The sequence below is a fragment of the Mycolicibacterium rutilum genome (assembly GCF_900108565.1).
GTDB classification, from domain to species: domain Bacteria; phylum Actinomycetota; class Actinomycetes; order Mycobacteriales; family Mycobacteriaceae; genus Mycobacterium; species Mycobacterium rutilum.
Map to the genome: position 1 here is coordinate 2,065,077 of NZ_LT629971.1, position 23,637 is coordinate 2,088,713.

Here is a 23,637-nt window from a genome sequence, read left to right on the forward strand (position 1 = left end):
GCGAACGCGACACACACGAAGAAGGCACCCCGGCTGGGGTGCCTTTTTCGTGTGCTCTCAGCGTCGCCCCAGCAGCACGTCGTGCTGGTCCTGGACCCGCGCCCGGATCGCGTCGACGACCGCGGCGACCTCGGGCCTGCGCAGCGTCTCGGCGCGGGTGACGAGCCAGTACGTCAGCCGCACCGACACCTCGTCGGGTAACACGCGGACCAGGTCGTCGTGGCGGTCGGCCATGAAGCAAGGCAGCAGGCCGAGCCCCGCCGCCGCCCGCGTCGCCTCCACATGGACGAAAACGTTGGTGGAGGTGACCGATTCGCGCATGGCGGGGGTGTGGCTGGCGGCCACGTCGAGGTCGTCGACCTGCAGCATCGAGTCGATGAAGTACACCAGCGGGTAGCGCTCGAGTTCCGCGGTGCTGGTTGGGGTGCCCTGCTCCGCGAGGTAGGACCGGGCGCCGTAGAGGCCGAGGCAGTAGTCGCCCAGTCGGATGGCCTCGGCGCGGTGCACCTTCGGCTCGCCGACGACGATCTCCACGTCCAGGCCGGACCGCTGCTGAGTGGCGCGGCGGGTGGTGGCCACGATCTCGACGGCGACATTGGGGTGCTCACGCTGCACGCGCGCGGCGGCGGGTGCGGCGATGTAGGCCGAGAAGCCGTCGGTCGCGGAGATCCGCACGACACCTTCCAGGCTGCGCTCGCCCCCTGGGTTCAGCGACCGCACCGCCGACTCGATGGCTTCCGCGGCGGATAGCGCGTCGCGCCCGAGGTCGGTCAGTTCCCAGCCGCCGGCACCGCGCACCAGCACCCGCCCGCCGACCGCCTCTTCGAGAGCGGCGATGCGGCGCGAGATGGTGGTGTGGTTGAGGCCGAGCTCCTCGGCCGCGAGGTTGTACCGGCCGGTCCGACCGACCGCGAGCAACACGAGCAGGTCGTCGGCGCTGGGCCGCCGCCCGGTCGGAAACGACATATCTGCATTTTCGCAGACAGCCGGTGCGGTTTTGACCATTGCGGGCGTGGGGTATCTGCGTGAATACTCACAGCCGCCTGTGCCCGGCATCACAGCCGAAGGAGTTTCCGATGAGTGTCACCAACGACTCGACCGGTGGACCGATCTCGACCGGCCTCAAGCGCGTCGTGGTCGCGTCGATGGCCGGCACGGTCGTCGAATGGTACGAGTTCTTCCTCTACGCCACCGCCGCCACACTGGTCTTCAACAAGGTGTTCTTCGCCGAGGGCACCAGTGAGGCCAGCGGGCTGATCGCGGCCCTGCTGACCTACGCGGTCGGGTTCGTCGCGCGACCGCTCGGCGGGATCGTGTTCGGACACTTCGGCGACAAGTACGGCCGCAAGAAGCTGCTGCAGTTCGCGATCCTGCTCGTCGGCGCCGTCACCTTCCTGATGGGATGTCTGCCCACCTACAACCAGATCGGCGTGTGGGCGCCGATCCTGCTGGTGGTCCTGCGGTTCATGCAGGGCTTCGCGGTCGGCGGCGAGTGGGGCGGCGCGGTGCTGCTCGTCGCCGAGCACAGCCCCGACGATCGACGCGGATTCTGGGCGAGTTGGCCGCAGGCCGCGGTGCCGGTGGGCAACATGCTCGCGACCGTCGTGCTGCTGGTGCTGACCGGCGTGCTCCCCGAGGATGCGTTCATGTCCTGGGGCTGGCGCGTGGCGTTCTGGCTCTCCGCGGTCGTCGTGCTGATCGGCTACTACATCCGCACCAAGGTCACCGACGCCCCGATCTTCGTGGCGGCGCAGGAAGAGGTCGAACGCGTCAAGGCCGTGTCCTACGGCGTGTTCGAGGTGTTGCGGCGTTATCCCCGAGGCGTTTTCACCGCGATGGGGCTGCGGTTCGCCGAGAACATCATGTACTACCTCGTGGTCACGTTCTCGATCGTGTACCTCAAGACGCACGTCGGCGCCGACACCGGCGACATCCTGTGGTGGCTGCTGGCCGCGCATGCGGTGCACTTCGTGGTCATTCCGCAGGTGGGTCGCCTGTCGGATCACTTCGGTCGCAGGCCCGTCTACATCGTGGGCGCGATCCTGGCCGGCACGTGGGGGTTCTTCGCGTTCCCGATGATGAACAGCGGCTCCTACCTGCTCATCATGGCCGCGATCATCCTCGGCCTGATCATCCACGCGCTGATGTACTCGCCGCAGCCCGCGATCATGGCTGAGATGTTCCCGACGCGGATGCGTTATTCCGGTGTGTCGCTTGGCTATCAGGTGACCTCGATCGTCGCGGGGTCGCTGGCGCCCGCGATCGCGACGTGGCTGCTCGACAGGTTCGGTTCGTCGGTCCCGATTGCGCTGTACCTCGCGGGCGCTGCGGCGATCACGTTGGTGGCCGCGCTGTTCACCCGCGAGACCAAGGGACTGGACCTGGCGACCCTCGACGCCGCCGACCGTGAGCAGCTGTCCAGGGCCGGAGTCGTATGAGCGACCTCGCGGGCCGCGCGGCACTCGTCACCGGCGGCGCGAGCGGGATCGGTGCGGCCTGCGCCAGGACGCTGGCTGCGCGGGGTGCCACGGTCACCGTGGCCGACCTCGACGAGGCCGCCGCCAAGACGGTCGCCGAGGAGATCGGCGGAAAGCACTGGGCGATCGACCTTTCCGACGTGTCCGCGCTCGAGGAGCTGCGGCTCGACATCGACATCCTGGTCAACAACGCCGGCGTCCAGCACGTCAGCCCGATCGCCGAGTTCCCGCCCGAACGGTTCCGGTTCCTGCTCGCGCTGATGGTCGAGGCACCGTTCCTGTTGATCCGGGCGGCGTTACCGCACATGTACGAACAGGAGTTCGGCCGGATCGTCAACATCTCCTCGGTGCACGGCCTGCGAGCCTCGGAGTTCAAGAGCGCCTACGTCACCGCCAAGCACGGCCTCGAAGGATTGTCGAAGGTGACCGCGCTGGAGGGTGGGCCGCACGGGGTCACCAGCAACTGCGTCGACCCCGGTTATGTGCGCACTCCGCTGGTGACCAAGCAGATCGCCGATCAGGCCCGCACGCACGGCATCGACGAAGATAGGGTGATCGCGGACATCCTGCTGAAGGAGAGTGCGATCAAGCGACTTGTCGAACCCGATGAGGTGGCCTCGCTCGTCGCGTGGCTGGCCTCGCCGGCTGCCGCGATGGTCACCGGGGCGTCGTACACGATGGACGGCGGCTGGAGCGCCCGGTGAGCACCACCGCGCAGTGGACGCCGACCGACTCCGACGTCTCCGGCGCCAAGGTCACCGATTTCGCGCGGTTCGTCGGCGACCGGACCGGGCTGAGTTTCGCCGATTATCGGTCGCTGTGGCAGTGGTCGGTCGACGAGCCGGATGCGTTCTGGGCGGCGCTGTGGGACTACTTCGAGCTCGGCGACCGGCCGGACACCGTGCTCAGCTCCACCGAAATGCCCGGCGCGCAGTGGTTTCCGGGTACCCGGCTCAACTACGTCGACCAGGTGGTGCGTAACGCGCGCTCGGACCGTCCCGCCATCCTTTACGTCGCCGAGGGGGGTGCGACGACCGAGGTGTCGTGGGCAGACCTGCTCGGGCGCGCCGCCGCGTTCGCGGCCAGGCTGCGTTCGCTCGGCGTGGCCGCCGGTGACCGGGTGATCGGGTATCTGCCCAACATCCCCGAGGCGGTGATCGCGTTCCTCGGCGCCGCGAGCATCGGGGCGATTTGGAGTGCCTGCGGTCAGGACTACTCGGCCAAGGCCGCGCTCGACCGCCTCGGTCAGCTGGAGCCCACGGTGTTGGTGACTGCCGACGGCTACACCTATGGCGGAAAGTTCCGCGACAAGTCCGCCGACATCGCAGCACTGCAAGCCGGACTGCCCACACTGCGGGCGACCGTGATGGCCTCCGAGCTCGCCGAGTCGAGCACCGAGCCGCTTGCCACCACTGCCGTGGACTTCGCGCATCCGCTGTGGATCCTGTTCTCCTCGGGCACCACCGGACTGCCCAAGGGCATCATGCACGGCCACGGCGGCGTCCTGCTCGAGCATCTGAAAGCTGTTGCGCTGCAGTGCGACATCGGGTCTGACGACACCTTCTTCTGGTACACCAGCCCGAGCTGGATGATGTGGAACTTCCAAGTGGCCGGACTTCTGGTCGGCGCGACGATCGTCTGCTACGACGGCAGCCCCAACGCCCCCCAGCCGGACGCGCTGTGGGACATCGCCGCTCGTGTCAAGGCGACCGTCCTGGGCACCAGCCCCGGGTATGTGCTGGGCTGCGCGAAAGCCGGCGCGGTGCCGCGTAAAGAACACGATCTGTCGGCGCTGCGCACCGTCGGCATCACCGGTTCGTCGCTGCCGCCGTCCTCGTCGCTGTGGCTGCGGGACAACGTCGGCGAGCATGTGCAGGTCGCCTCGATCAGCGGCGGCACCGACGTGGTGTCGGCGTTCATCGGCGGCGTGCGCACCGTCCCGGTGTGGCCGGGCGAGTTGTCGGCGCCGTATCTCGGGTGCGCGCTCGACTCGTGGGACGAATCCGGCAATCCGGTCCGCGACGAGGTCGGCGAGTTGGTGGTGACCAAGCCGATGCCGTCGATGCCGGTCAGCTTCTGGAACGACGCCGACGGATCCCGATACCGCTCGGCGTATTTCGAGATGTTCGACGGAGTGTGGCGGCACGGCGACTGGATCACGATCACCGACCGCGGCAGCGTCGTCGTGCACGGCCGGTCCGATTCGACGCTGAACCGGCACGGCATCCGCATGGGCAGCGCCGACATCTATCAGGCCGTCGAACGACTGCCCGAGGTGGCCGAGGCGTTGATCATCGGCGCCGAGCAACCCGACGGCGGATACTGGATGCCGCTGTTCGTCGTGCTCGCCGACGGTGGCGAGTTGACCAACGACCTGCGTGACCGGATCAAGGACACAATCCGCACCGAGGTGTCGCCGCGGCATGTGCCCGACGAGATCATCGTCGCGCCCGGCGTACCGCACACCCGCACCGGCAAGAAGCTCGAGGTGCCGATCAAGAAGCTGTTCCAGGGCGCCGACCCCGGCAAGGTCGTCGAGCGCAGCGCCGTCGACGACCCGGCGCTGCTCGACTGGTACGTCACGCAGCGTCGAAGGTGATCAGGTCGATGCTCAGCCGGCCTTCGAGGCGGCTGACTTTGCGTACCGGCGGCCCGGGCAGTGGCGGAGCGGTGGATCGGTAGGTCGCTCGCGTGGGCGTGGTGAATTCGGCGTGGTGCACGCCGGCGCGTTCGCTGGTGACGACCGACCAGCCCGGCGCCTCTTTGGCGTAGTTGCACGCCGCGCATGCCCCGAGCCCGTTGCCGGCGCTGGTCGGCCCGCCGCGGCGCCGCGGGACGGCGTGGTCGCGGTGCCGAATCTCGGCGTCGCAGTAGGGCGTTCGACAGGTCTGATCGCGCAGGTCGATGAACGCCGCCAGTCCCTTCGGGAAGGCCCGGGCTTGTGACTCCATCGCCACCAACTGACCGCTGCCCGGATGGCGGTACAGCCGACGCAACATCGCCTTCGCCGCGGCGTCGCGCACCGCGTCACCGGTCAGCCCCCGCGCGATCGCACTGGGCAGCGGGCCGTAGCCCTGCAGCCACGCCGGCGCGTCATCGTCGCCCATCAGCGTGGTGTCGGCCATGACCACATTCAGCGTCACATCCACCGGCTGCTCAGCGGGCCGGCCGGTGACCCGCTGCACCAGCGTGTCGGCCATCACCTGCCCGCGCGAGCGGCCGTCAAAGGTGGTGTCAGCGGACCGTTTCAAGCTCGCATAGACAGCGACGCCCTGACCAACGGGCAGCAGCGCGGTCACATAGGTCATCGAGTCGGGCGCCGGGCGGATGGTGACCCGCCGATCCTCGGCCGCCTTGGCGGAACGGTCCACCACCGCGGCGACGTCGAGCTCACAGGCGATCTTTTTGGCCTCGGCCGCGATGCGTTTGTCACCCCACCCGTCGAGACGCGCGACGTCGCGGCACATCTCGGCGTCCAACCGGGCGCGGTGCTCGACACTCAAACACGCCGACTCGCGCACGATCAACGTCGCCCGCCACTCCGAAAGCGCTCCGCACTCCAGCGCGGCCAGCGTGTACGGCATCTCCTCGACCAGGGCCGTCGCGAACCCGAGATGGCGCCCGCCCGTGGCGGGGGCTTCGTGGCGCGCCAACGCCACCTCACTGGCCAACCCGCGGCCCCGCTTGCTCGCAGGCACCCCGGCCGCCTTCTCGGCGGCGTGGCGCTTGGCCCGCCACAAGGCGGTCGCCCTCGCCTGCGCCGCCGCGGCTTTCGACTTCAACCGCTCCAGGTCCTCGACCCGCTCCCGCAAGCATTCCTCGCTCGCGGACGGGTCGATCTCGAACACATGTTCGATCATGGGCCCAACGCTACACCGCGCTACCGACAAACCCTCAAAACCGACCCGGATCTGCGAGAACAGGTGCAAATGCCAACTCGGCGGCGCCGATCATCAGCGTGTCGGCGCCCAGTGTCGCCGGCACCACGCGCACCAGACCGGACGGCGCCGCCATGCTGTGCCGCCCTAACTCCTCGCGCAGCACCGGCGCCGCGAACGCGGGAAACACCCGCAGGAAACCGCCGAGCACGATCAGCTTCGGGTTCAGCATGTTCACGGCGTTGCCGAGGGCGATTGCCAACGCGCGCGCCTGCCGGGTGAGCACGTCGCGTTCGGCGGAGCTGGGCTGGGCCGGCGCATCGGTCTGGCCGTCCAGCTCGGCGAGCAGGCGCGCCAACGGCGCCTGGGTCACCTCCGTCTCGAGACAACCGATGCTGCCGCAGTGGCACTGCTCGCCACCCCCGACGAACGTGTGTCCGAGTTCGCCCGCATATCCCGCGACGCCCTCGAGCAGTCCGCCGGCGACCACGAAGCCCGCGCCGACGCCGCTGGGGCCACCGTTGACGTAGATGAGGTGGTCGGCGTCGGGATGGTTGCCGAACAGGTGCTCGGCCACGGCACCGGCGTTGGCGTCGTTGGTGGCGAACACCGTCAATCCTGTTGCTTCGCTGAGCATTTCGCCGATCTCGACATCGTGCCAATCCAAGTTGGGTGCCAGCTGCACTGCTGACTGCGGACCGTGCACCAGCCCTGGCACCGCAATGCCCACCGCGGTCACCGTCTGGTCGGGCCGCAAACTGCGCTGGATGCCGCCGATCGCCTCGGCAGCGATCGCCACGGTGTCGGCCGGTGTCGGCACCCGTTCCGTAGGGCGCCGGATCACCTCGCGCACGGCGCCGCCCATCGAGACCAGGCCGACGGTGACCGCGTCGACCTCGGGGGTGACGGCGACCGCCTGCATCCGATCGCCCGGGCGCACGATCGGGCTCGGCCGGCCGACCTGTGACACCGCGGGGCCGGGCGCCTCTTCGGCCAGCCCGCGTGCAACCAGTTCCTCGACGAGGTCCTTCGTCGTCGACCGTGACAGACCCGTGTGGCGGGTGAGCTCGGCGCGACTGATCGCCCGGTGCCGGTGAACCAATGTCAGCACGCTGGACAGGTTGCGCCGGCGGACGTCGTCGTTGCTGGTCCCCATCCGCACCGTTCGATGGTCCTGTGTGGCTTTCACCGGCGCGCGACCCCCTCCACATCCGAACCTTGACAGTGGCCCAGGCCACATCTTATGTTCGCCCGGAGAACAAATCTAAGGTATCGCAACCGGGAGCCCGCCATGACCGTGCTGGAATCCAGCCTTCCCGCCTCCGACGCACTGACCCCCAGGCGCGAGGACAAATTTTCGTTCGGACTCTGGACCATCGGATGGACGGGCATCGACCCGTTCGGTGTCGCCACCCGACCCGCGCTCGACGCCGTCGAGGCCGTCGACCGACTCGCCGACCTGGGCGCCTACGGACTGACCTTCCACGATGACGACCTGTTCGCGTTCGGCAGCACCGATGCCGAACGCCGGCGGGCGATCGACCGGCTGACCAATGCACTGGACGCGTCGGGCCTCGTAGTGCCCATGGTGACCACCAACCTGTTCTCCCAGCCGGTGTTCAAGGACGGCGGATTCACCAGCAACGACCGCGAGGTTCGCCGCTTCGCGCTGCGCAAGGTGCTGCGCAACCTCGACCTGGCATTCGAACTCGGCGCCCAGACGTTCGTGCTGTGGGGCGGCCGGGAAGGCAGCGAATACGACTCGGCCAAGGACGTCCAGGCGGCCCTGGAGCGGTACCGCGAGGCGTTGAACGTGTTGTGCCAGTATGCGATCGACCAGGGCAGCAGCATCCGCTTCGCGATCGAGCCGAAGCCCAACGAGCCGCGCGGCGACATCCTGCTACCGACCGTCGGGCACGCGCTGGCGTTCATCGAGACCCTGGCACACCCCGAGCTCGTGGGCGTCAATCCCGAGACCGGCCACGAGCAGATGTCGGGCCTGAACTTCATGCACGGAATCGCCCAAGCTCTCTACGGCGGCAAGCTCTTTCACATCGATCTGAACGGGCAGCGCGGCATCAAGTTCGACCAGGATCTCGTGTTCGGCCACGGCGACCTGATCAACGCGTTCTCCCTGGTGGACCTGCTCGAACACGGCGGGCCCGACGGCACGCCCGCCTACCAGGGGCCCCGCCACTTCGACTACAAGCCCAGTCGCACCGAGGATCTCGACGGGGTCTGGGCGTCTGCGGCGGCGAACATGCGCATGTATCTGCTGCTGCGCCAGCGGGCCGCGGCGTTCCGCGCCGACCCTCAGGTGCAGGAGGCGATGACGGCGGCCAAGGTGTCCGAACTGCGCACCCCGACGCTGGCCGACGGGGAGACGTACGCCGACCTGCTCGCGGACCGCGCCGCCTTCGAGGACTTCGACGCCGGTGCCTACTTCGGCGGGAAGGGCGGCGGCTTCGTCGCACTGCACCAACTGGCCGTGGAGCACCTGATGGGCGCCCGTTGACGATTCTCGGGCTGGCAGAGTGACCTGGATCACGTTATATGTATAAGCACGCAACAAATGCCGTAGGCGACATCTTCGGAAGGATCTCCGTGAAGCGAACCAGCAGCATGCTCATCACCGCCGTCGTCGGCGTCAGCCTGACCATGACCGCGTGCGGATCCAATTCGAGCTCGGACTCGGCGCCGAGTGCCTCCGGGACGGGCAAGGTCGGGGTCATCCTGCCGGACACCAAGTCGTCGGTGCGGTGGGAGACCAAGGACAGGCCCGCGCTCGAGCAGGCGTTCAAGAACGCCGGTGTCGACTACACCATCCAGAACGCCGAGGGTTCGGCGGACACGATGGCCACGATCGCCGACGGGATGATCGCCGACGGGGTCACGGTGCTGGCGATCGTGAACCTCGACTCCGACAGCGGCGCCTCGATCCAGGAGAAGGCCGCCGCCCAGGGCGTCAAGACCATCGACTACGACCGCCTGACGCTGGGCGGTTCCGCCGATGTCTACGTGTCGTTCGACAACACCAAGGTCGGCGAACTGCAAGGGCAGGGCCTCGTCGACTGCCTCGGCGGCCGTCCGGCGAATGTGGTGTTCCTCAACGGTTCTCCGACCGACAACAACGCGACGCTGTTCAGCACGGGCGCGCACTCGGTGGTCGACGCGACGCCGTCGGTCACCATCGTCGGTGAGCAGGCGGTGCCCGACTGGGACACCGACAAGGCGGTCACCATCTTCGAGCAGCTCTACACCGCCGCCGACGGTCGCGTCGACGGCGTATACGCCGCCAACGACGGCCTTGCCGGCTCGGTCATCTCGATCCTGGAGAAGAACAAGCGCGCCGGACAGGTCCCGGTCACCGGTCAGGACGCAACGGTCGAGGGGCTGCAGAACATCCTCGCGGGCACGCAGTGCATGACGGTCTACAAGTCGGCGACCGAGGAAGCCAACGCACTGGCGGAGGTGGCAATTGCACTCGCCAACGGCGAGCAGCCGAACACCACCAGCACGTCCCGCGATGACACCGGCGGCCGCGACGTGCCGTCGGTGCTGCTGACGCCGAAGTCGATCACCAAGGACAACATCAACGTCGTGTTCGACGACGGCGGCCAGGCCAAGGAAGAGGTGTGCTCGGGGCAGTTCGCGCAGATGTGCACAGCGGCGGGAGCCTGATGGACACCGGGGAACCGATCCTCGAACTGCGGGGCGTCAACAAGAGTTTCGGCGTCGTGCACGTCCTGCACGACGTCGACTTCCGCGTCTACCCCGGACAGGTGACGGCGCTTGTCGGCGACAACGGCGCGGGCAAGTCGACGCTGGTCAAGGCGATTGCCGGGATCCATCCCATCGACACCGGCACCTACCTCTTCGAGGGCAAACCGGTGACGGTGCGCAGCCCCAACGACGTGTCGGCCCTGGGCATCGAGGTGGTGTACCAGGACCTCGCGCTGTGCGACAACCTCGACATCGTCGAGAACATGTTCCTCGGCCGCGAACTCAAGTCCCGCGGCATGCTCGACGAGGCGCGGATGGAGACGATGGCGCGCGACGCGCTCACCTCGCTGTCGGTGCGGACGGTCAAGTCGGTGCGCCAGCCGGTGTCGAGTTTGTCAGGGGGACAACGTCAGACGGTGGCGATCGCGAAATCGGTGCTGTGGAACAGCAAGGTCGTCCTGCTCGACGAGCCCACCGCCGCGCTCGGGGTCGCGCAGACCCGTCAGGTGATCGAGTTGGTGCGCGGACTGGCGGACCGCGGCCTCGGCGTCGTGCTGATCTCGCACAACATGGTCGACGTGTTCGAGGTCGCCGACCGGATCTGCGCGCTGTACCTCGGCAGGGTAGCCGCCGACGTCAAGGCATCCGATGTCACGCACGGGCAGGTGGTGGAGCTGATCACCGCAGGCCGGTCGGGCAGCCTCGGGCTGGCGCCCGCGCAGGCCGCCGAGTCGATGTGAACGTCCGTCGTGTCTCCCCGGAACGCTGAAGAGGATCTCGAAATGACCGCTGTCCGACCAGAGTCCGACGTCACGCTGGCGGATGCGGACTTCTCCGGCGACGCACGCGCCGACGAAACATTCGGTGCTGCCGTGCGCGGTTACCTGCGCCGGGTGCGCGGCGGCGACATGGGTTCGCTACCCGCGGTGCTGGGTCTCGTCGTGCTGTTCATCGTGTTCGGCCTGGCCAACGACAGGTTCCTGTCCGCGCTGAACCTGGCCAACCTCATCACCCAGGCCGGTTCGATCTGCGTGCTGGCGATGGGTCTGGTCTTCGTGCTGCTGCTCGGTGACATCGACCTGTCCGCCGGCGTCGCAGGCGGGGTGGCGGCCTGTGCGATGGCGTTGGCCGTCGTCAACACGGGCTGGCCGTGGTGGATTGCGCTGGTGGCCGGAATTGCCTGCGGCGCAGTGATCGGCCTGGCGATCGGGCTGTTGCGCGCGAAGCTGGGTATCCCGTCGTTCGTCGTCACCCTCGCGTTCTTTCTCGGCTTGCAGGGTGTCACGCTCAAGCTCATCGGCGAGGGTGGCTCCGTGCGGGTCGATGACCCGGTGATCCGCGGCCTCACGATCGCAAACCTGCCCGTCACCATCGGCTGGGCGATCGCTGCAGCCGTCGTAATCGTGTTCGCTGCAATTGAATTCGGTCAGCACCGGCGTAAGAAGGCGCTGCAACTGGCACACCCGCCGCTGGGCGTCGTCGCCGCCCGGGTCGGCGGCGTGGGCGCGGTGGTTCTCGGCGTCACCTACATACTCAGCGTCAACCGGAGTGTCAACGTCAACGCCGAGATCCGCGGCATCCCCTATGTGTTGCCGTTGATCCTCGCGCTGCTGATCGCGATGACAGTGGTGCTCAAACGCACCTCCTACGGCAGGCACATCTACGCGGTCGGCGGCAACGCCGAGGCGGCGCGGCGGGCCGGCATCTCGGTGGACAGGATCCGGATCTCGGTGTTCGTGGTGTGTTCGTCGCTCGCGGCACTCAGCGGCATCATCGCGGCCTCCTACGCGGGCAAGGTGTCGGCGTCCTCGGGTGCGGGCAACACGTTGCTGTACGCGGTGGGGGCGGCCGTCATCGGCGGCACCAGCCTGTTCGGCGGCAAGGGCCGGGCCATCGACGCAGTGATCGGCGGTGTGGTGGTGGCGACGATCGCCAACGGGCTCGGCCTGCTCAACCAGTCGTCGTACATCAACTTCCTGGTGACCGGCGGGGTGCTGCTCCTGGCGGCCAGCGTCGACGCCATCTCGCGGCGCAGGCGCTCCTCGACGGGGCTGAGCTAGGAACGCTGAGAAGGCAGCCAGCCACCGATACGGCGCAGGGCTTCGGCGATGTCGCCTGTCGGTCCCGCGAACGACAGCCGGACGAACGAGCCGCCGCGGTGCGGATCGAAGTCAATTCCCGGTGCGATCGCGACACCGGTGTCGTTCAACAGCTTCGAGCAGAATGTCAGCGAATCTTCGGTCCAGTGTGAGACGTCGGCGTAGACGTAGAACGCGCCGTCGGTCGGGGCGAGCCGATCGATGCCGATACCGCGCAATCCGTCGAGTAGCAATCGGCGGTTGGCGGCGTAGTGGTGCAGCAGCGCGTCGGATTCGGCGATCGACTCGGGGCTGAAGGCCGCGACCGCCGCCAGTTGCGGCAGCGTCGGTGGACAGATGGTGAAGTTGCCGGTCAGCCGGTCCACTGCGCGCTGCAGCTCCTTGGGCACCAGAAGCCAACCCAGCCGCCAGCCAGTCATTGCGAAGTACTTCGAAAAGCTGTTCACCACAACGGAATCCCGCGACGTCGCCCAAGCGCAGCTGGTCGCCGGCGCGCCCTCGTAGACCAACCCGTGGTATACCTCGTCGCTGATCAGCCGCGCACCGCCGGCCGAACACCACGATGCGATCGCGGCGAGTTCCTCAGGCGGGATCACCGTCCCGGTCGGGTTGGCCGGGCTGGCCACGATGACCCCTTGGACCGGCGGGTCGAGCGCCTCGAGCATCTGCACCGTGGGCTGGAACCGGGTCTCGGGGCCGCACGGGATCTCGACGACCTCACAGCCCAACGCGGACAGGATGTTTCGGTAGCAGGGGTAGCCGGGGCTGGCTATCGCGACCCGGTCCCCGGCGTCGAAGCAAGCCAGGAATGCCAGCAGGAAGCCGCCGGAGGAGCCCGTCGTGATCACGACGTCGTCCGGATCGACCGTCAGCCCGTGCCGGTCCAGATACTGCCCGGCGATCGCCGCACGCAACTCCGGGATCCCGAGCGCGACCGTGTAGCCGAGCACGGTCGTGTCGAGTGCCTCCTTGGCTGCCGCGCGCACCGCCGCCGGTGCGCCCGCACTCGGTTGACCGGCCGACAGATTGACCAGGTCACCGTGGCTACGCTGGCGCTCCGCGGCGGCCAGCCACACGTCCATCACATAGAACGGCGGGATGCCGGACCGAAGCGAGACGTTCACCCCTCCAACGCTAGCCGGTCGCCCGGAGCACCGCGTCGAGCAGTCCGGGAAACAGGTCGTCGAGTTCTGCGCGACGAAGCCAGAGGAATTTCCTCCTGCCCTGCTCTCGCTCACCGACGACGCCGGCCGACACGAGGGTCCTGATGTGGTGGCTCGCCGTCGATTTCGTGACAGGGACGTCGAGTTCCCCGCAACCGAGTTCACCGTCGCGTGCCGCCAGTTGGCGGACGATGCCGATGCGGACCGGGTCGGCGAGCGCTTGAAGAACGGTGATGCCGTCGGACACAGACTGTACGATGATCATCGAACAATATCACCGCCTGCAGGAGTCCGGATGCCATGACCGCCGCCTACCTCATCCATGCCGATCCCGACTCCGGGTACGGCAACCCGGCAGGTATGGCCGAGTACGCCGTGCAGGTCCGCGCCATCGTCGAGGCTTTCGACGGCGTGTATCACTCGCGCCACAAACGGACTCGAGTGCTCGAGGGCGATTGGAAACCGGAATTCATCACGATGATCGAGTTCCCCTCCATGACGCGGTTGCTCGAGTTCTACGAGTCGGAGGAGTACCGCCCGTGGCTCGAGCTGCGCAAGGAGGCCGGGGACGGCAGCATCGTCGTCGTGGAAGCGGGCGGACCGGATTTCGCGACCGCCTAGAGCACCTCGGATTCCAGGCGCCGCAGGTACTCGCGCGGCGGGCCGAGCAGCTGCGCACTGCCGTGTGCACGCTTGAAATACAGCTGGATGTCGTGTTCCCAGGTGATCGCGATACCGCCGTGCATCTGGACGGCCTCGGCAGCGACCTTGGTGAACGCCTCGCTGGCGCTGAACCGGGCCAGCGCCGCCGCCGTCGGTGACGGCGCGGAGATCGCCTCGTCGACGACGGCTCGCGCCGACTGCACCGCGACGTACAGGTCGGCCATCCGGTGCTTGAGGGCCTGGAAGCTGCCGATCGGCCTGCCGAACTGCACGCGGTCCTTGGTGTACTGCACGGTGAGGTCGAGGCAGCGGGAGGCGGCGCCGATCTGCTCGGCCGCCAGTAGCAGCGCCGCGGTGTCGGCGAGGCCGGGGTCGGCGCCGATGTCGGTGGTCTCCCGGGCCTCGACGCGGGCCAGTCGGCGGGTCGGGTCCATGGCATCGAGGCGTTCGGCGGTCATGCCCGTCCACCGGGTCAGCCGCTCACCGTCGGCGCCGATCACCACGTCGGCGATGTCGCCGTTGACCACGTAGCCGGAGTCGAACACCACGGTGCCCACCTGCGTGCCCTCGGCGAGACCCTCGAGCGCTTCGGTGTCCGGCTCGTCAGCCGCCTGCAGAGCCAGCTCGGCCAGTGTGGTGCCCAGCAGCGGGGTCGGAACCAGCGCCTTGCCGAGTTCCTCGAGGACGACGGCCGCGTCGGCCAGCTCGCCGCCTGCCCCGCCGAGCTCTTCGGGCACCACCAGCGCGGCTGCACCGACCTGCTCGCACAGCAGCGACCACAGCGATTCGTCATATCCGCGTTCGGATTCCATCGCCGCGCGCACCGCGGCCGGCGATGCGTGCTTCTCCACCAGCGCCGCGACGGTCTCGCGGAGCAGTTGCCGTTCTTCGGTCATCAGAAGGCCTCCAGTACCCGCCGGCGGTGGACCGCGGGATCTCCCCACGCCGAGCGCAGCGCCTGCACCCGCAGCAGCCACAGTGACAGGTCGTGCTCCTGGGTGAATCCGATGGCGCCGTGCGTCTGCAGCGCCGAGCGCGCCGCGAGCAGTGCGGCGTCGGACGCGGCGGCCTTCGCGGCGCTGACATCGCGCGCGGTGTCCGGTGAACCGTCGGCCAGTGACAGCGCCGCCCCGTAGATCAGCGGCCTGGCCAGCTCGACGGCGATGTGCACGTCGGCGAGCTTGTGCTTGATCGCCTGGTAGGTGCCGATCGCCTTGCCGAACTGGCTGCGCTGCTTGGCGTATTCGACCGACATGTCGAGCATCGCCTGCCCGGCACCGACGAGTTGGGCCGCGGTCGTCAGCGCCCCGAACTCGTAGGCACGCGCCACGTCGGCGGGCCTGCCGTCGCCGGAGGCGCTGACGTCGAACAGCTTTCGGCTGGGGTCGACGGACTCGTGCTGGTCGCCTGCAGTACCGTCGCACACCTCGCCGTCGGTGGCGAGCAGGATCAGCCCCGCGGTGTCGGCGTCGACGGCCCTCGGCACCTGCGGCGGTGCTGCGACGGTCGCGATCAGCTCCCCGGAGGCCAGCGCAACGGCGCGGTCGTCGTCGGCCAGCAGAACAGGCGCAACCGCGATGGATTCGGCCACCGGGCCGGGTACACACCAGCGGCCGAGCCGCTCTGCGGCCACCACCAGATCTACTGGGTGGGCCTCGATCCCGTCGTACTTCTCGGGCACGGCGAGGGCGGTGACGCCGAGTTCTGCCAGTTGTGCCCACACCTTGCGCCCAGGCGCACTGTCACCGCCGGCCCAGGCTCGCACCACACTCGGCAGGTCGGCGGCGCCGAGCGCGGCGTCGATGCTGGCGGCGAAGTCGCGCTGCTGTTCGTCCAATTCGAAGTTCATGTGTCTACTTTCGGGGCAGTCCCAGCAGGCGCTCGGCGATGATGTTGCGCTGAATCTCGTTGGTGCCCGCATAGATCGGGCCGCCGAGCGCGAACAACAGCCCGTCGGTCCAGTGGTCGGCCAGTTCGGCGTCGGCACCGCGCAGATCCAACGCGGTCTGATGGATGGCGACATCGAGGTCCGACCAGAACACCTTGGTCACACTCGACTCAGCGCCCAGTTCACCACCCCCGGCCACCCGGGTCACCGTCCCGAAGGTGTGCAGGCGATAGGCCTGGGCCTTGATCCAGGCGTCGGCGACCCGGTCGGCGTACGCGGGGTCGGAGTCTTGTTTCCATTGCGCGACAAGGCGTTCTGCCGGAGCGAGGAAGCGGGCAGGGCTGCGCAGCGACATGCCGCGTTCGTTGCTCGACGTGCTCATCGCCGCGCGCCACCCGTCGTGCACCTCGCCGATCACGTCGTTGTCGGGTACGAACACGTCGTCGAGAAAGACCTCACCGAAGCCGGTGTCGCCACCCAACTGTGCGATGGGTCGCACCGTGACGCCGTCGGCCTTGAGGTCGAACATGAAGTACGTCAGGCCGCGGTGGCGCTCGGCTTCGGGGTCCGATCGGAACAGGCCGAATGCGCGCTCGCCGAACGGGGCGCGCGAACTCCAAATTTTCTGCCCGTTGAGCAGCCACCCACCGTCGGTCTTGGTGGCCGTCGAGCGCAGCGACGCCAGGTCGCTGCCGGACTCCGGCTCGGACCACGCCTGCGCCCAGATCTCCTCACCGCTGGCCATTTTCGGGAGCACGCGATCGAGTTGCTCCTCGGTGCCGTGCGCGAACAACGTCGGTGCCAGCATCGAGGTGCCGTTCGCGCTGGCGCGGCCCGGCGCCCCGGCGCGGAAGTATTCCTCTTCGTAGACCACCCACTGCAGCAGGCTGGCGTCGCGGCCGCCGTATTTCTCCGGCCAGGTGATCACCGATAGGCCGGCGTCGAAAAGCACCTTGTCCCACCGCCGGTGCTGCTCGAATCCCTCGGCGGTGTCATACGACTTGGTGGGGAAGTTGTCCTTGTTGGCGGCCAGGAACTCCCGTACCTCGGCCTGGAATTCGCGTGTCGCGTCGTCGAAACTCAAGTCCATCAGGAAGCTCCAGCCCTCTCGCGCAGTATCGGTTTGACCACCTTGCCCCCGGGGTTGCGCGGCAGTACGTCGAGGAACTCCACCGAGCGGGGTGTCTTGAAGTTCGCCAAATGCTCACGCGTGTAGGCGATCACGGTCTCCTCGTCCAGGTTCGCGCCGGGTTTGCGGACCACGAACGCCTTGCCGACCTCGCCGAGCCGTTCGTCGGGTACGCCGATCACCGCGGACTCGGCCACCCCGTCCAGGCGGGCCAGCACCTGCTCGATCTCGGCGGGGTAGACGTTGAACCCGCCGCAGATGTACATGTCCTTGAGCCTGTCCGTGATACGCAGGTTGCCGCTGTCGTCGACGGCGCCGACGTCACCGGTGTGCAACCAGCCGTCGGAGTCGATGGTCGCGGCGGTGGCGTCGGGATCGTCGAGGTAGCCGAGCATCACGTTGGGCCCGCGCAGCAGGACCTCACCGGAGCCGTCGTCGGCCGGGTTGTCGATGCGCAGTTCGAAATCCGCGATCGGGCGCCCCGACGTTGTCGCGACGGTGACAGCGTCGTCGTCGGGTCGGCACATGGTGCCGAAACCGCTGGCCTCGGTGAGGCCATAAGCGGTCAGCACGATGTCGATGTCGAGTTCGGTCTGCATCCGTTCGATCAGCACGACCGGGATCGTCGCGGCACCGGTGACCGCGAACCGCAGCGAGGTCAGGTCGTAGTCGCCGCGCTTCGGGTGGTCGAGCAGCGTCTGGTAGATCGTGGGCGGGCCGGGCAGCACCGTGATGCGATGACGCTGGACGGCCGCCATCGTCGTCTCGGGATCGAAGGTCAGCTGAGGGATGAGCGTGGCGCCGGTCTGCAGGCAGGCCAGGATGCCGGCCTTGTATCCGAAGTTGTGGAAAAACGGGTTGATGCACAGGTAGCGGTCGGCGCTGCTGAGTTGCCCGCACTCCGCCCACGCCGCCGGGGCGGCCAGCGATTGCCGGTGCGCGCACAGCACGCCCTTGCTGCGGCCGGTGGTGCCGGAGGTGAACAGGATGTCGGAGACGTCGTCCGGTTGCACTGCGGCGGCGCGGGTGTCGACGGCTTCGAGGTCGGTGCCCGCGGCGACGAATTCCTCCCAGGTGCCGTCGTCCTTCTCCACCGGGACCCGCACGATGTGGCGGAGGTCCGGGACGTCCCCGCGGTCGATGGAAGCTGCCTTGTCGGCGCCGAGGAACTCACCGGACGCGAACAGCAGGGGAGCGTTGGTGCGCGCGAGGATGTCGGTGGCCTCGCCGGCGGTGTAGCGGGTGTTCAGCGGCACCATGACCCCGCCTGCGTAATGCGTCGCCAGGCAGGCGACCACCCAGTGCCAGGTGTTCGGCGACCAGATCGCGACGCGGTCCCCGGCGCTGATGCCGAGTTCGATCATGGCGGCGGCGGCGCGCCGGACCTCGGCTCGCAGCTCGGCGAAGGTGAAGCTGCGGTCCTCGGTGATCAGGGCCGGATGGTCGCGGAACCGGTCGGCAATGTGGTCCAAGACCTGGGGAATGGTCCTTGGATCCGAACTCATCGACGCTCCCTCAACAAAGCAAGTGCTTGGTAGGTTAGCCTACAAGGGTGATAGAGGTCGAGGAGTTCCGGGCCGAGGTCCGTGACTGGCTCGCCGACAACCTCGTCGGCGAGTACGCCGCGCTCAAGGGCCTGGGCGGGCCCGGCCGCGAGCACGAGGCGTTCGAGGAACGACGCGCGTGGAATCAGCACCTGGCGGCGGCCGGGTTGACGTGCCTGGGCTGGCCGGAGGAGCACGGCGGTCGCGGGCTGTCGGTCGCGCACCGGGTGGCGTTCTACGAGGAGTACGCGATCGCCAACGCCCCAGCGAAGGTGAACCACTTCGGTGAGGAACTGCTCGGCCCGACGCTGATCGCCTACGGCACACCCGAGCAACAGCAGCGGTTCCTGCCCAAGATCCTCGACGTCACCGAGTTGTGGTGTCAGGGCTACTCCGAGCCGGGCGCCGGCAGCGACCTCGCGAATGTGTCGACCACGGCGGAGCTCGACGGTGACGCGTGGGTGATCAACGGGCAGAAGGTGTGGACGTCGCTGGCGCACTGGGCGCAGTGGTGCTTCGTCGTCGCCCGCACGGAGAAGGGCTCCAAGCGGCACGCCGGCCTGTCGTATCTGTTGGTCCCGCTGGATCAGCCCGGCGTCGAAGTGCGCCCGATCGTGCAGTTGACCGGCGACTCGGAGTTCAACGAGGTGTTCTTCGACGACGCCCGCACCGACGCGTCGCTGGTGGTCGGCGAGCCAGGTGACGGCTGGCGGGTCGCGATGGGCACGCTGACGTTCGAGCGCGGCGTGTCGACGCTGGGCCAGCAGATCGAGTACGCGCGTGAGCTCTCCGGTGTGGCGGAGTTGGCGAAACGGACTGGGGCGGCGGAGGATCCGTTGATCCGGGAGCGATTGGCCCGATCGTGGGCGGGACTGCGGACGATGCGGTCGTATGCGCTGGCGACGATGGACCTGGGGCAGCACCGGAGCCGCCTCGGCGGCGACATGGGCGGCGGTCAGGACAACGTGTCGAAGCTGTTGTGGGCCAACTGGCATCGTGAACTCGGTGAGATCGCGATGGACGTGCTCGGCCGCGACGGGCTGACGCTCACCGACGGCGACTTCGACGAATGGCAGCGGCTGTTCCTGTTCTCGCGCGCGGACACGATCTACGGCGGATCGAACGAGGTGCAGCGCAACATCATCGCCGAGCGGGTGCTCGGCCTACCGAGGGAACCAAAAGGGTGACGAAGGATCTTTCTGTAGCTCCGAAAGAGATCGAGGGCCACGGCCTGCTGACCGGCAAGGTGGTCGTCGTTACGGCCGCGGCCGGCACCGGGATCGGATCCTCGGTGGCCCGTCGGGCGCTGGCCGAGGGTGCTGACGTCGTGGTCTCCGACCATCACGAGCGGCGGTTGGGCGAAACACGCGACCAGTTGGTCGAATTGGGCCTGGGCCGGGTGGAGAGCGTGGTGTGCGACGTGACGTCGACGGCGCAGGTCGACGCTCTCATCGCCTCGACGACCGCGCGGATGGGACGGCTGGACGTACTGGTCAACAACGCGGGGCTGGGCGGGCAGACGCCGGTCGTCGACATGACCGACGAGGAGTGGGACCGCGTCCTCAATGTCACACTGACCTCGGTGATGCGTGCGACGCGGGCGGCGCTGCGGTACTTCCGGGAGGCTGACCACGGCGGCGTGATCGTCAACAACGCGAGCGTCTTGGGTTGGCGCGCACAGCATTCGCAGTCGCACTACGCCGCGGCCAAGGCCGGGGTGATGGCGTTGACGCGGTGCAGCGCGGTCGAGGCCGTTGAATACGGAGTGCGGGTCAACGCGGTCTCGCCGAGCATCGCACGGCACAAGTTCCTCGAGAAGACCAGCTCGTCGGATCTGCTGGACCGGCTTTCGGAAGGCGAGGCGTTCGGCCGCGCCGCTGAGCCGTGGGAGGTCGCGGCCACGATCGCGTTTCTGGCCAGTGAGTACTCCAGTTACCTTACCGGAGAAGTGATCTCGGTTTCCAGCCAGCGGGCGTGACGGCTACGTCCGTTTCCCATGTCGTCCGTATGCCTGGCGGTTCTGCAGTCGGCGCCTGCTTGTTTGGTAAGCGCCGAGGTACGCGAGGGTGAAGACGCCTACGGTGAGCACTGAAATGACCCCGAACTGTAGTCGTTGACCTGCGGCCACGGGCTTGTCCATCGAGGCGTCGCGGTACCCGATCGACAGGGCAGCGGAAGCTATGACTACGACCGAGGCGACCGGGGCCCACACCCAATCTCTATCGATGAAATAGGTGAGCCCTATCAGGATGGCCATCGTCACCCCGAACGTTGTGAGCCACCATGTTTTAGTCGCGGTCAGCCCGCCCCCGTAGTCCTCATCTCCATCGAGATCGGCGAACAACGAATACGTCTTTCCGCCAACGACTATCAACTCGGTGTTGATGTAGGCAGCGACGACGATGAAGAACCCGACTCCCAGCGCCATCAATAATCCGGCACCGAGATCTGGCGGGTATGCCATCAGGAACACGGAAGCGCATGTGACGGTCGTCGCCACCCAGAAGACGGTCCGACCGGTCTTCGGGTTCATCAGTCGGGCTGAAAAGACCGCCGCGAGACCGATGAACGCAATCACCATGAACAAGTCGTTCATTCAACTCCCTGCAAGCCACTTGTAGACCCGCTCTCCGGCTTCTTCACCGCCGATTGCGCCAGCGGTTCCGAGGACAAAGGCTCCGACGAACGCGCCGGGCGGTCCGGCGACGAGACCGAACTGAGCGCCGACCGCACCAAGAGCGAGCGCTCCCCCCATGCTGCCGCCAGTCTTGGCGAGGACCTCCGCCCCTGGTGTGCCGGTCTGCCATTCCTACAGGCCCACGCCGACATCAATGAGGTTACCGGCGAAGCCCAAGTTGCCGCCGATCTTCTTCAGCACTTCAACATCGTTCACCGAGAATGTCGCCACGTCGGGTTTCCAGTGTTCACCTGTGGGCAGTGACTGAGCGAAATAGTTGAAGGCTTCCTTGCCGCCCGCAATAGGCTTGCCCGCGGCCGACGCGGCCTCGGCGAGTTCCTTCGGGACCACGCCATGGGCCATGCTCGTGGTTGCAGCGGCGGCGCCTTCCGGCGACATCCCCGCCTGTACGAGTCGTTCCTGCACACGCGCGATCACCAATTCCCGCGCCCGTGCGTCACTTTGGTTGATCATCGCGGTGGCTTGGTCCGGCGGCATGGGCGCTTCCCCGAGAAGCCCCTGCTCGAGCTTGGCCTGTATTTCCAGTCGGGTGCGGGCCTGAGTACGGGCATCGCCGCCGAGGACCGGATCTCTTGGGAGCGGGCCAGGAGTGATGGCGGTGTGGTAATCATCGAGCCGCTGTCCGGCGTAGCGCATCTGTTCGAGGCTCGCCGTCGGATCGTTGATGATGTCGTAGTCCCGCAATCTCGCTGCGGCAGCCTGTTTCTCGGGTGTCCACTCTCCCGGCGAACTCACCAGCGCCTGATCGGCAGCGCGCTGACCGCTGCTGTACTGATCGGCCTCGGCCTTCGCCTCCTGCGTCGCAGGTCCGCCCTCTTCTTGCCCTTCGCTGCCCTTCGTGGCATCAGGCGAGTACCCTTCGGCCGCCATCTCGAGGCGGGACTTGTCGAGCTGCTCGGCGTAGCTGTCGCGCACCGCCTGCACCGCATCGAGTGCCTCGCGTGTTCTGTCGAAGGTCGCCTGCTTGAGTTCGGAGACGTCGGCTTCCTCGCCATTGGCGGCAGCGAGCGCGAGTTCATAGTCGATCTGGTTGTCGAGCCATTTGAGCGCCGCCTCGAGGTTGGAGATCGCGATGTCGCCGCTGCGCTGCGCTTCGGCTAGTGACGCGGAGACGTTCTGCAGATCGACGGCGATGCGGCCAATCTGCTCGTCGTTGAGTTTCAGTGACTCCGTAGCGCGTTTGACCTCGGCCGAGTCATTGATCGGATGTCCGCCGCCGTCCTGGCGGTCCCAGGCTGCCGCGAAACGCTGCTGGGCCGCGGCGAATTCGTTGCTGGTCTCGGTGGTACATGCGGCGGCGTTGTAGAACGCCGTCGCCAGCTCGCTGATCTCGCCGGGCGAGCCGCTTTGCATCGTGCGGTTCACCCGCCACGGATCGCCCCCGGCAGACCCGGTCAGCTCACCGACGTCGAGGTGTTTGAGGTCGACCGTCATGAGCGGTCAGACGATGTCGTCGCCCGCCGCGCATATCGCGGCTTCACCGGCCTCGTCCTGTCTGACGAACGCCGCGGCCCCGACATCGGCCTTGGTGGCCAAGCTGTCCAGCTTGTCGCGGTGGGACCCCATCAGCGCGGACTGTGCCTCATGCGCACGGCCCAGGGCGCTGTGGAAGTCATTGGCCGCGTCGAAGTCGCCGAAGATTCCGGAGGGCACCGTCGTCGATGCGAACTGCTCGGCGCCCCGCTTGACGATTTCGCCGGCGCTCTTCGAGAAATCGGCACCCATGCGCAGCATGTCGGTATCGACGTACATTGACCCTCCGATCTTCGGATCAGAGCCTACCTATCGCTGTTCGCTGCCCATCGCACCAATTTCGGCGTCACTGAACTTGAAAGCCGTATCGCTGCAGGGGTTGTAGCGGCGCAACGCTGTCGCCCTCGACGACCACCAGCCAGGCGTTGCCGTGGTCGTCGGTGTTTGTCGCCATACGGTGTGCGACTTTCAGGTCGGCGACGTCTTCGTCAAGCTCGGATCTGTTCCGGTACGTCCCGATGACGATCGAGGCGCCGCTCCCGGGAGCCAGGCACACCGCGTAATCCTGTGCCTGTGGCAGCGGTGAGTTCGGCAGATCCTGCAGCGTCATCGCCCCGCCGCAAGCCGCGACGATCCACGCGAGCCCGTAGGTGGTCCGCAGCGGTGACTCAGGGGCCGTCGTCGTGGTGCTGGTCGTCGAGGCGGCATCCGACGTCGACGACTTTGACCACGGATCGCCGAGGAAGATCACCGCCGCCCCGAGGACGACCGCCAGCACGACCAGGTCGACGATGATGACGATCTTGGTGCGCCGGGAGAGTCGGCGCCAGAATCCGGGGGAGTCGTCGGTCACCGCTCATGTGTACCGAAAACTCGAACCGGGCGGTCAGGACGTGGCCGAG

At 67.6% G+C, this 23,637-nt stretch carries 23 protein-coding genes; 10 read left to right on the forward strand and 13 right to left on the reverse strand.

Annotated elements, in window-relative coordinates; all coding sequences use genetic code 11:
• Positions 1 to 57: 57 nt before the first annotated feature.
• Complete coding sequence (locus tag BLW81_RS10030) at positions 58 to 966, reverse strand: LysR family transcriptional regulator (RefSeq protein ID WP_235632231.1); 909 nt, start codon at positions 964 to 966, stop codon at positions 58 to 60.
• A gap of 110 nt (positions 967 to 1,076) precedes the next feature.
• Here BLW81_RS10030 and BLW81_RS10035 point away from each other — a divergent pair, with 110 nt between their 5' ends.
• From BLW81_RS10035 to BLW81_RS10045, 3 genes are read left to right on the forward strand one after another with little or no spacing between them, the layout of a single operon-like run.
• On the forward strand, positions 1,077 to 2,438 hold the full coding sequence (locus tag BLW81_RS10035) for an MFS transporter (RefSeq protein ID WP_083407031.1): 1,362 nt from the start codon (positions 1,077 to 1,079) through the stop codon (positions 2,436 to 2,438).
• Complete coding sequence (locus tag BLW81_RS10040; RefSeq protein WP_083407032.1) at positions 2,435 to 3,181, forward strand: 3-hydroxybutyrate dehydrogenase; 747 nt, start codon at positions 2,435 to 2,437, stop codon at positions 3,179 to 3,181. The genes BLW81_RS10035 and BLW81_RS10040 overlap by 4 nt, the downstream gene beginning before the upstream one ends.
• Positions 3,178 to 5,076: an acetoacetate--CoA ligase gene (locus BLW81_RS10045; protein WP_157897647.1), complete on the forward strand. Its 1,899-nt coding sequence runs from the start codon at positions 3,178 to 3,180 to the stop codon at positions 5,074 to 5,076. The genes BLW81_RS10040 and BLW81_RS10045 overlap by 4 nt, the downstream gene beginning before the upstream one ends.
• Here the strand turns inward: BLW81_RS10045 and BLW81_RS10050 are convergent.
• Together BLW81_RS10050 and BLW81_RS10055 are read right to left on the reverse strand one after the other, a co-directional pair.
• On the reverse strand, positions 5,057 to 6,337 hold the full coding sequence (locus BLW81_RS10050; RefSeq protein ID WP_083407033.1) for an HNH endonuclease: 1,281 nt from the start codon (positions 6,335 to 6,337) through the stop codon (positions 5,057 to 5,059). The two genes, BLW81_RS10045 and BLW81_RS10050, sit on opposite strands and share 20 nt — an antisense overlap.
• A gap of 34 nt (positions 6,338 to 6,371) precedes the next feature.
• Complete coding sequence (locus BLW81_RS10055) at positions 6,372 to 7,511, reverse strand: ROK family transcriptional regulator (RefSeq protein ID WP_235632308.1); 1,140 nt, start codon at positions 7,509 to 7,511, stop codon at positions 6,372 to 6,374.
• A gap of 135 nt (positions 7,512 to 7,646) precedes the next feature.
• On the opposite strand from BLW81_RS10055, the gene xylA reads away from it, so the two are divergent.
• The 4 genes from xylA (at position 7,647) to BLW81_RS10075 (ending at position 12,138) form a co-directional block, all read left to right on the forward strand.
• Entirely contained in the window at positions 7,647 to 8,870 is a 1,224-nt protein-coding gene (gene xylA, locus BLW81_RS10060; protein WP_083407035.1) for a xylose isomerase, read from the forward strand.
• A gap of 89 nt (positions 8,871 to 8,959) precedes the next feature.
• Complete coding sequence (locus BLW81_RS10065) at positions 8,960 to 10,036, forward strand: sugar ABC transporter substrate-binding protein (RefSeq protein ID WP_083407036.1); 1,077 nt, start codon at positions 8,960 to 8,962, stop codon at positions 10,034 to 10,036.
• Entirely contained in the window at positions 10,036 to 10,818 is a 783-nt protein-coding gene (locus BLW81_RS10070; protein ID WP_083407037.1) for an ATP-binding cassette domain-containing protein, read from the forward strand. Before BLW81_RS10065 ends, BLW81_RS10070 begins: the two co-directional genes overlap by 1 nt.
• Positions 10,819 to 10,860: 42 nt before the next feature.
• On the forward strand, positions 10,861 to 12,138 hold the full coding sequence (locus BLW81_RS10075; protein ID WP_083407038.1) for a sugar ABC transporter permease: 1,278 nt from the start codon (positions 10,861 to 10,863) through the stop codon (positions 12,136 to 12,138).
• On the opposite strand, the gene BLW81_RS10080 is transcribed toward BLW81_RS10075, so the two are convergent.
• Together BLW81_RS10080 and BLW81_RS10085 are read right to left on the reverse strand one after the other, a co-directional pair.
• Positions 12,135 to 13,301 (reverse strand): pyridoxal phosphate-dependent aminotransferase, encoded by a 1,167-nt coding sequence (locus BLW81_RS10080; protein ID WP_157897648.1) that lies wholly within the window; start codon positions 13,299 to 13,301, stop codon positions 12,135 to 12,137. The two genes, BLW81_RS10075 and BLW81_RS10080, sit on opposite strands and share 4 nt — an antisense overlap.
• Positions 13,302 to 13,311: 10 nt before the next feature.
• Complete coding sequence (locus tag BLW81_RS10085) at positions 13,312 to 13,605, reverse strand: ArsR/SmtB family transcription factor (RefSeq protein WP_083407039.1); 294 nt, start codon at positions 13,603 to 13,605, stop codon at positions 13,312 to 13,314.
• A 35-nt stretch (positions 13,606 to 13,640) separates the two neighbouring features.
• Here BLW81_RS10085 and BLW81_RS10090 point away from each other — a divergent pair, with 35 nt between their 5' ends.
• On the forward strand, positions 13,641 to 13,961 hold the full coding sequence (locus BLW81_RS10090; protein ID WP_083407040.1) for a DUF1330 domain-containing protein: 321 nt from the start codon (positions 13,641 to 13,643) through the stop codon (positions 13,959 to 13,961).
• Here BLW81_RS10090 and ipdE2 read toward each other — a convergent pair.
• The 4 genes from ipdE2 to fadD3 are packed head-to-tail and all read right to left on the reverse strand — an operon-like array spanning position 13,958 to position 18,525.
• Positions 13,958 to 14,899 (reverse strand): acyl-CoA dehydrogenase IpdE2, encoded by a 942-nt coding sequence (gene ipdE2 / locus BLW81_RS10095; RefSeq protein ID WP_083407041.1) that lies wholly within the window; start codon positions 14,897 to 14,899, stop codon positions 13,958 to 13,960. The two genes, BLW81_RS10090 and ipdE2, sit on opposite strands and share 4 nt — an antisense overlap.
• A complete protein-coding gene (locus tag BLW81_RS10100) occupies positions 14,899 to 15,852 on the reverse strand; it encodes an acyl-CoA dehydrogenase family protein (protein WP_083407042.1) in 954 nt (317 codons plus the stop codon). Before BLW81_RS10100 ends, ipdE2 begins: the two co-directional genes overlap by 1 nt.
• Positions 15,853 to 15,856: 4 nt before the next feature.
• Positions 15,857 to 16,981, reverse strand: coding sequence for an acyl-CoA dehydrogenase family protein (locus tag BLW81_RS10105; RefSeq protein WP_083407043.1), 1,125 nt, complete (start codon positions 16,979 to 16,981; stop codon positions 15,857 to 15,859).
• Complete coding sequence (gene fadD3 / locus BLW81_RS10110) at positions 16,981 to 18,525, reverse strand: 3-((3aS,4S,7aS)-7a-methyl-1,5-dioxo-octahydro-1H-inden-4-yl)propanoate--CoA ligase FadD3 (RefSeq protein WP_083407044.1); 1,545 nt, start codon at positions 18,523 to 18,525, stop codon at positions 16,981 to 16,983. Before fadD3 ends, BLW81_RS10105 begins: the two co-directional genes overlap by 1 nt.
• A gap of 47 nt (positions 18,526 to 18,572) precedes the next feature.
• Here fadD3 and ipdE1 point away from each other — a divergent pair, with 47 nt between their 5' ends.
• Positions 18,573 to 19,751 carry an acyl-CoA dehydrogenase IpdE1 gene (ipdE1, locus tag BLW81_RS10115; RefSeq protein WP_083407045.1) on the forward strand — a complete coding sequence of 393 codons (1,179 nt, stop codon included), beginning with the start codon at positions 18,573 to 18,575 and terminating at the stop codon, positions 19,749 to 19,751.
• Complete coding sequence (ipdF, locus tag BLW81_RS10120) at positions 19,748 to 20,542, forward strand: (5R,7aS)-5-hydroxy-7a-methyl-1-oxo-2,3,5,6,7,7a-hexahydro-1H-indene-carboxyl-CoA reductase (protein ID WP_083407046.1); 795 nt, start codon at positions 19,748 to 19,750, stop codon at positions 20,540 to 20,542. The genes ipdE1 and ipdF overlap by 4 nt, the downstream gene beginning before the upstream one ends.
• 3 nt (positions 20,543 to 20,545) lie before the next feature.
• Here the strand turns inward: ipdF and BLW81_RS10125 are convergent, their stop codons facing one another.
• The 4 genes from BLW81_RS10125 to BLW81_RS10140 form a co-directional block, all read right to left on the reverse strand.
• Positions 20,546 to 21,160 (reverse strand): hypothetical protein, encoded by a 615-nt coding sequence (locus BLW81_RS10125; RefSeq protein ID WP_083407047.1) that lies wholly within the window; start codon positions 21,158 to 21,160, stop codon positions 20,546 to 20,548.
• A gap of 213 nt (positions 21,161 to 21,373) precedes the next feature.
• Complete coding sequence (locus BLW81_RS10130; protein WP_083407048.1) at positions 21,374 to 22,696, reverse strand: putative alpha/beta hydrolase; 1,323 nt, start codon at positions 22,694 to 22,696, stop codon at positions 21,374 to 21,376.
• A 6-nt stretch (positions 22,697 to 22,702) separates the two neighbouring features.
• On the reverse strand, positions 22,703 to 23,014 hold the full coding sequence (locus BLW81_RS10135) for a DUF2563 family protein (RefSeq protein WP_083407049.1): 312 nt from the start codon (positions 23,012 to 23,014) through the stop codon (positions 22,703 to 22,705).
• A 67-nt stretch (positions 23,015 to 23,081) separates the two neighbouring features.
• Positions 23,082 to 23,588, reverse strand: a complete 507-nt coding sequence (locus tag BLW81_RS10140; RefSeq protein WP_083407050.1) for a hypothetical protein — start codon at positions 23,586 to 23,588, stop codon at positions 23,082 to 23,084.
• Between the last annotated feature and the right edge of the window lie 49 nt (positions 23,589 to 23,637).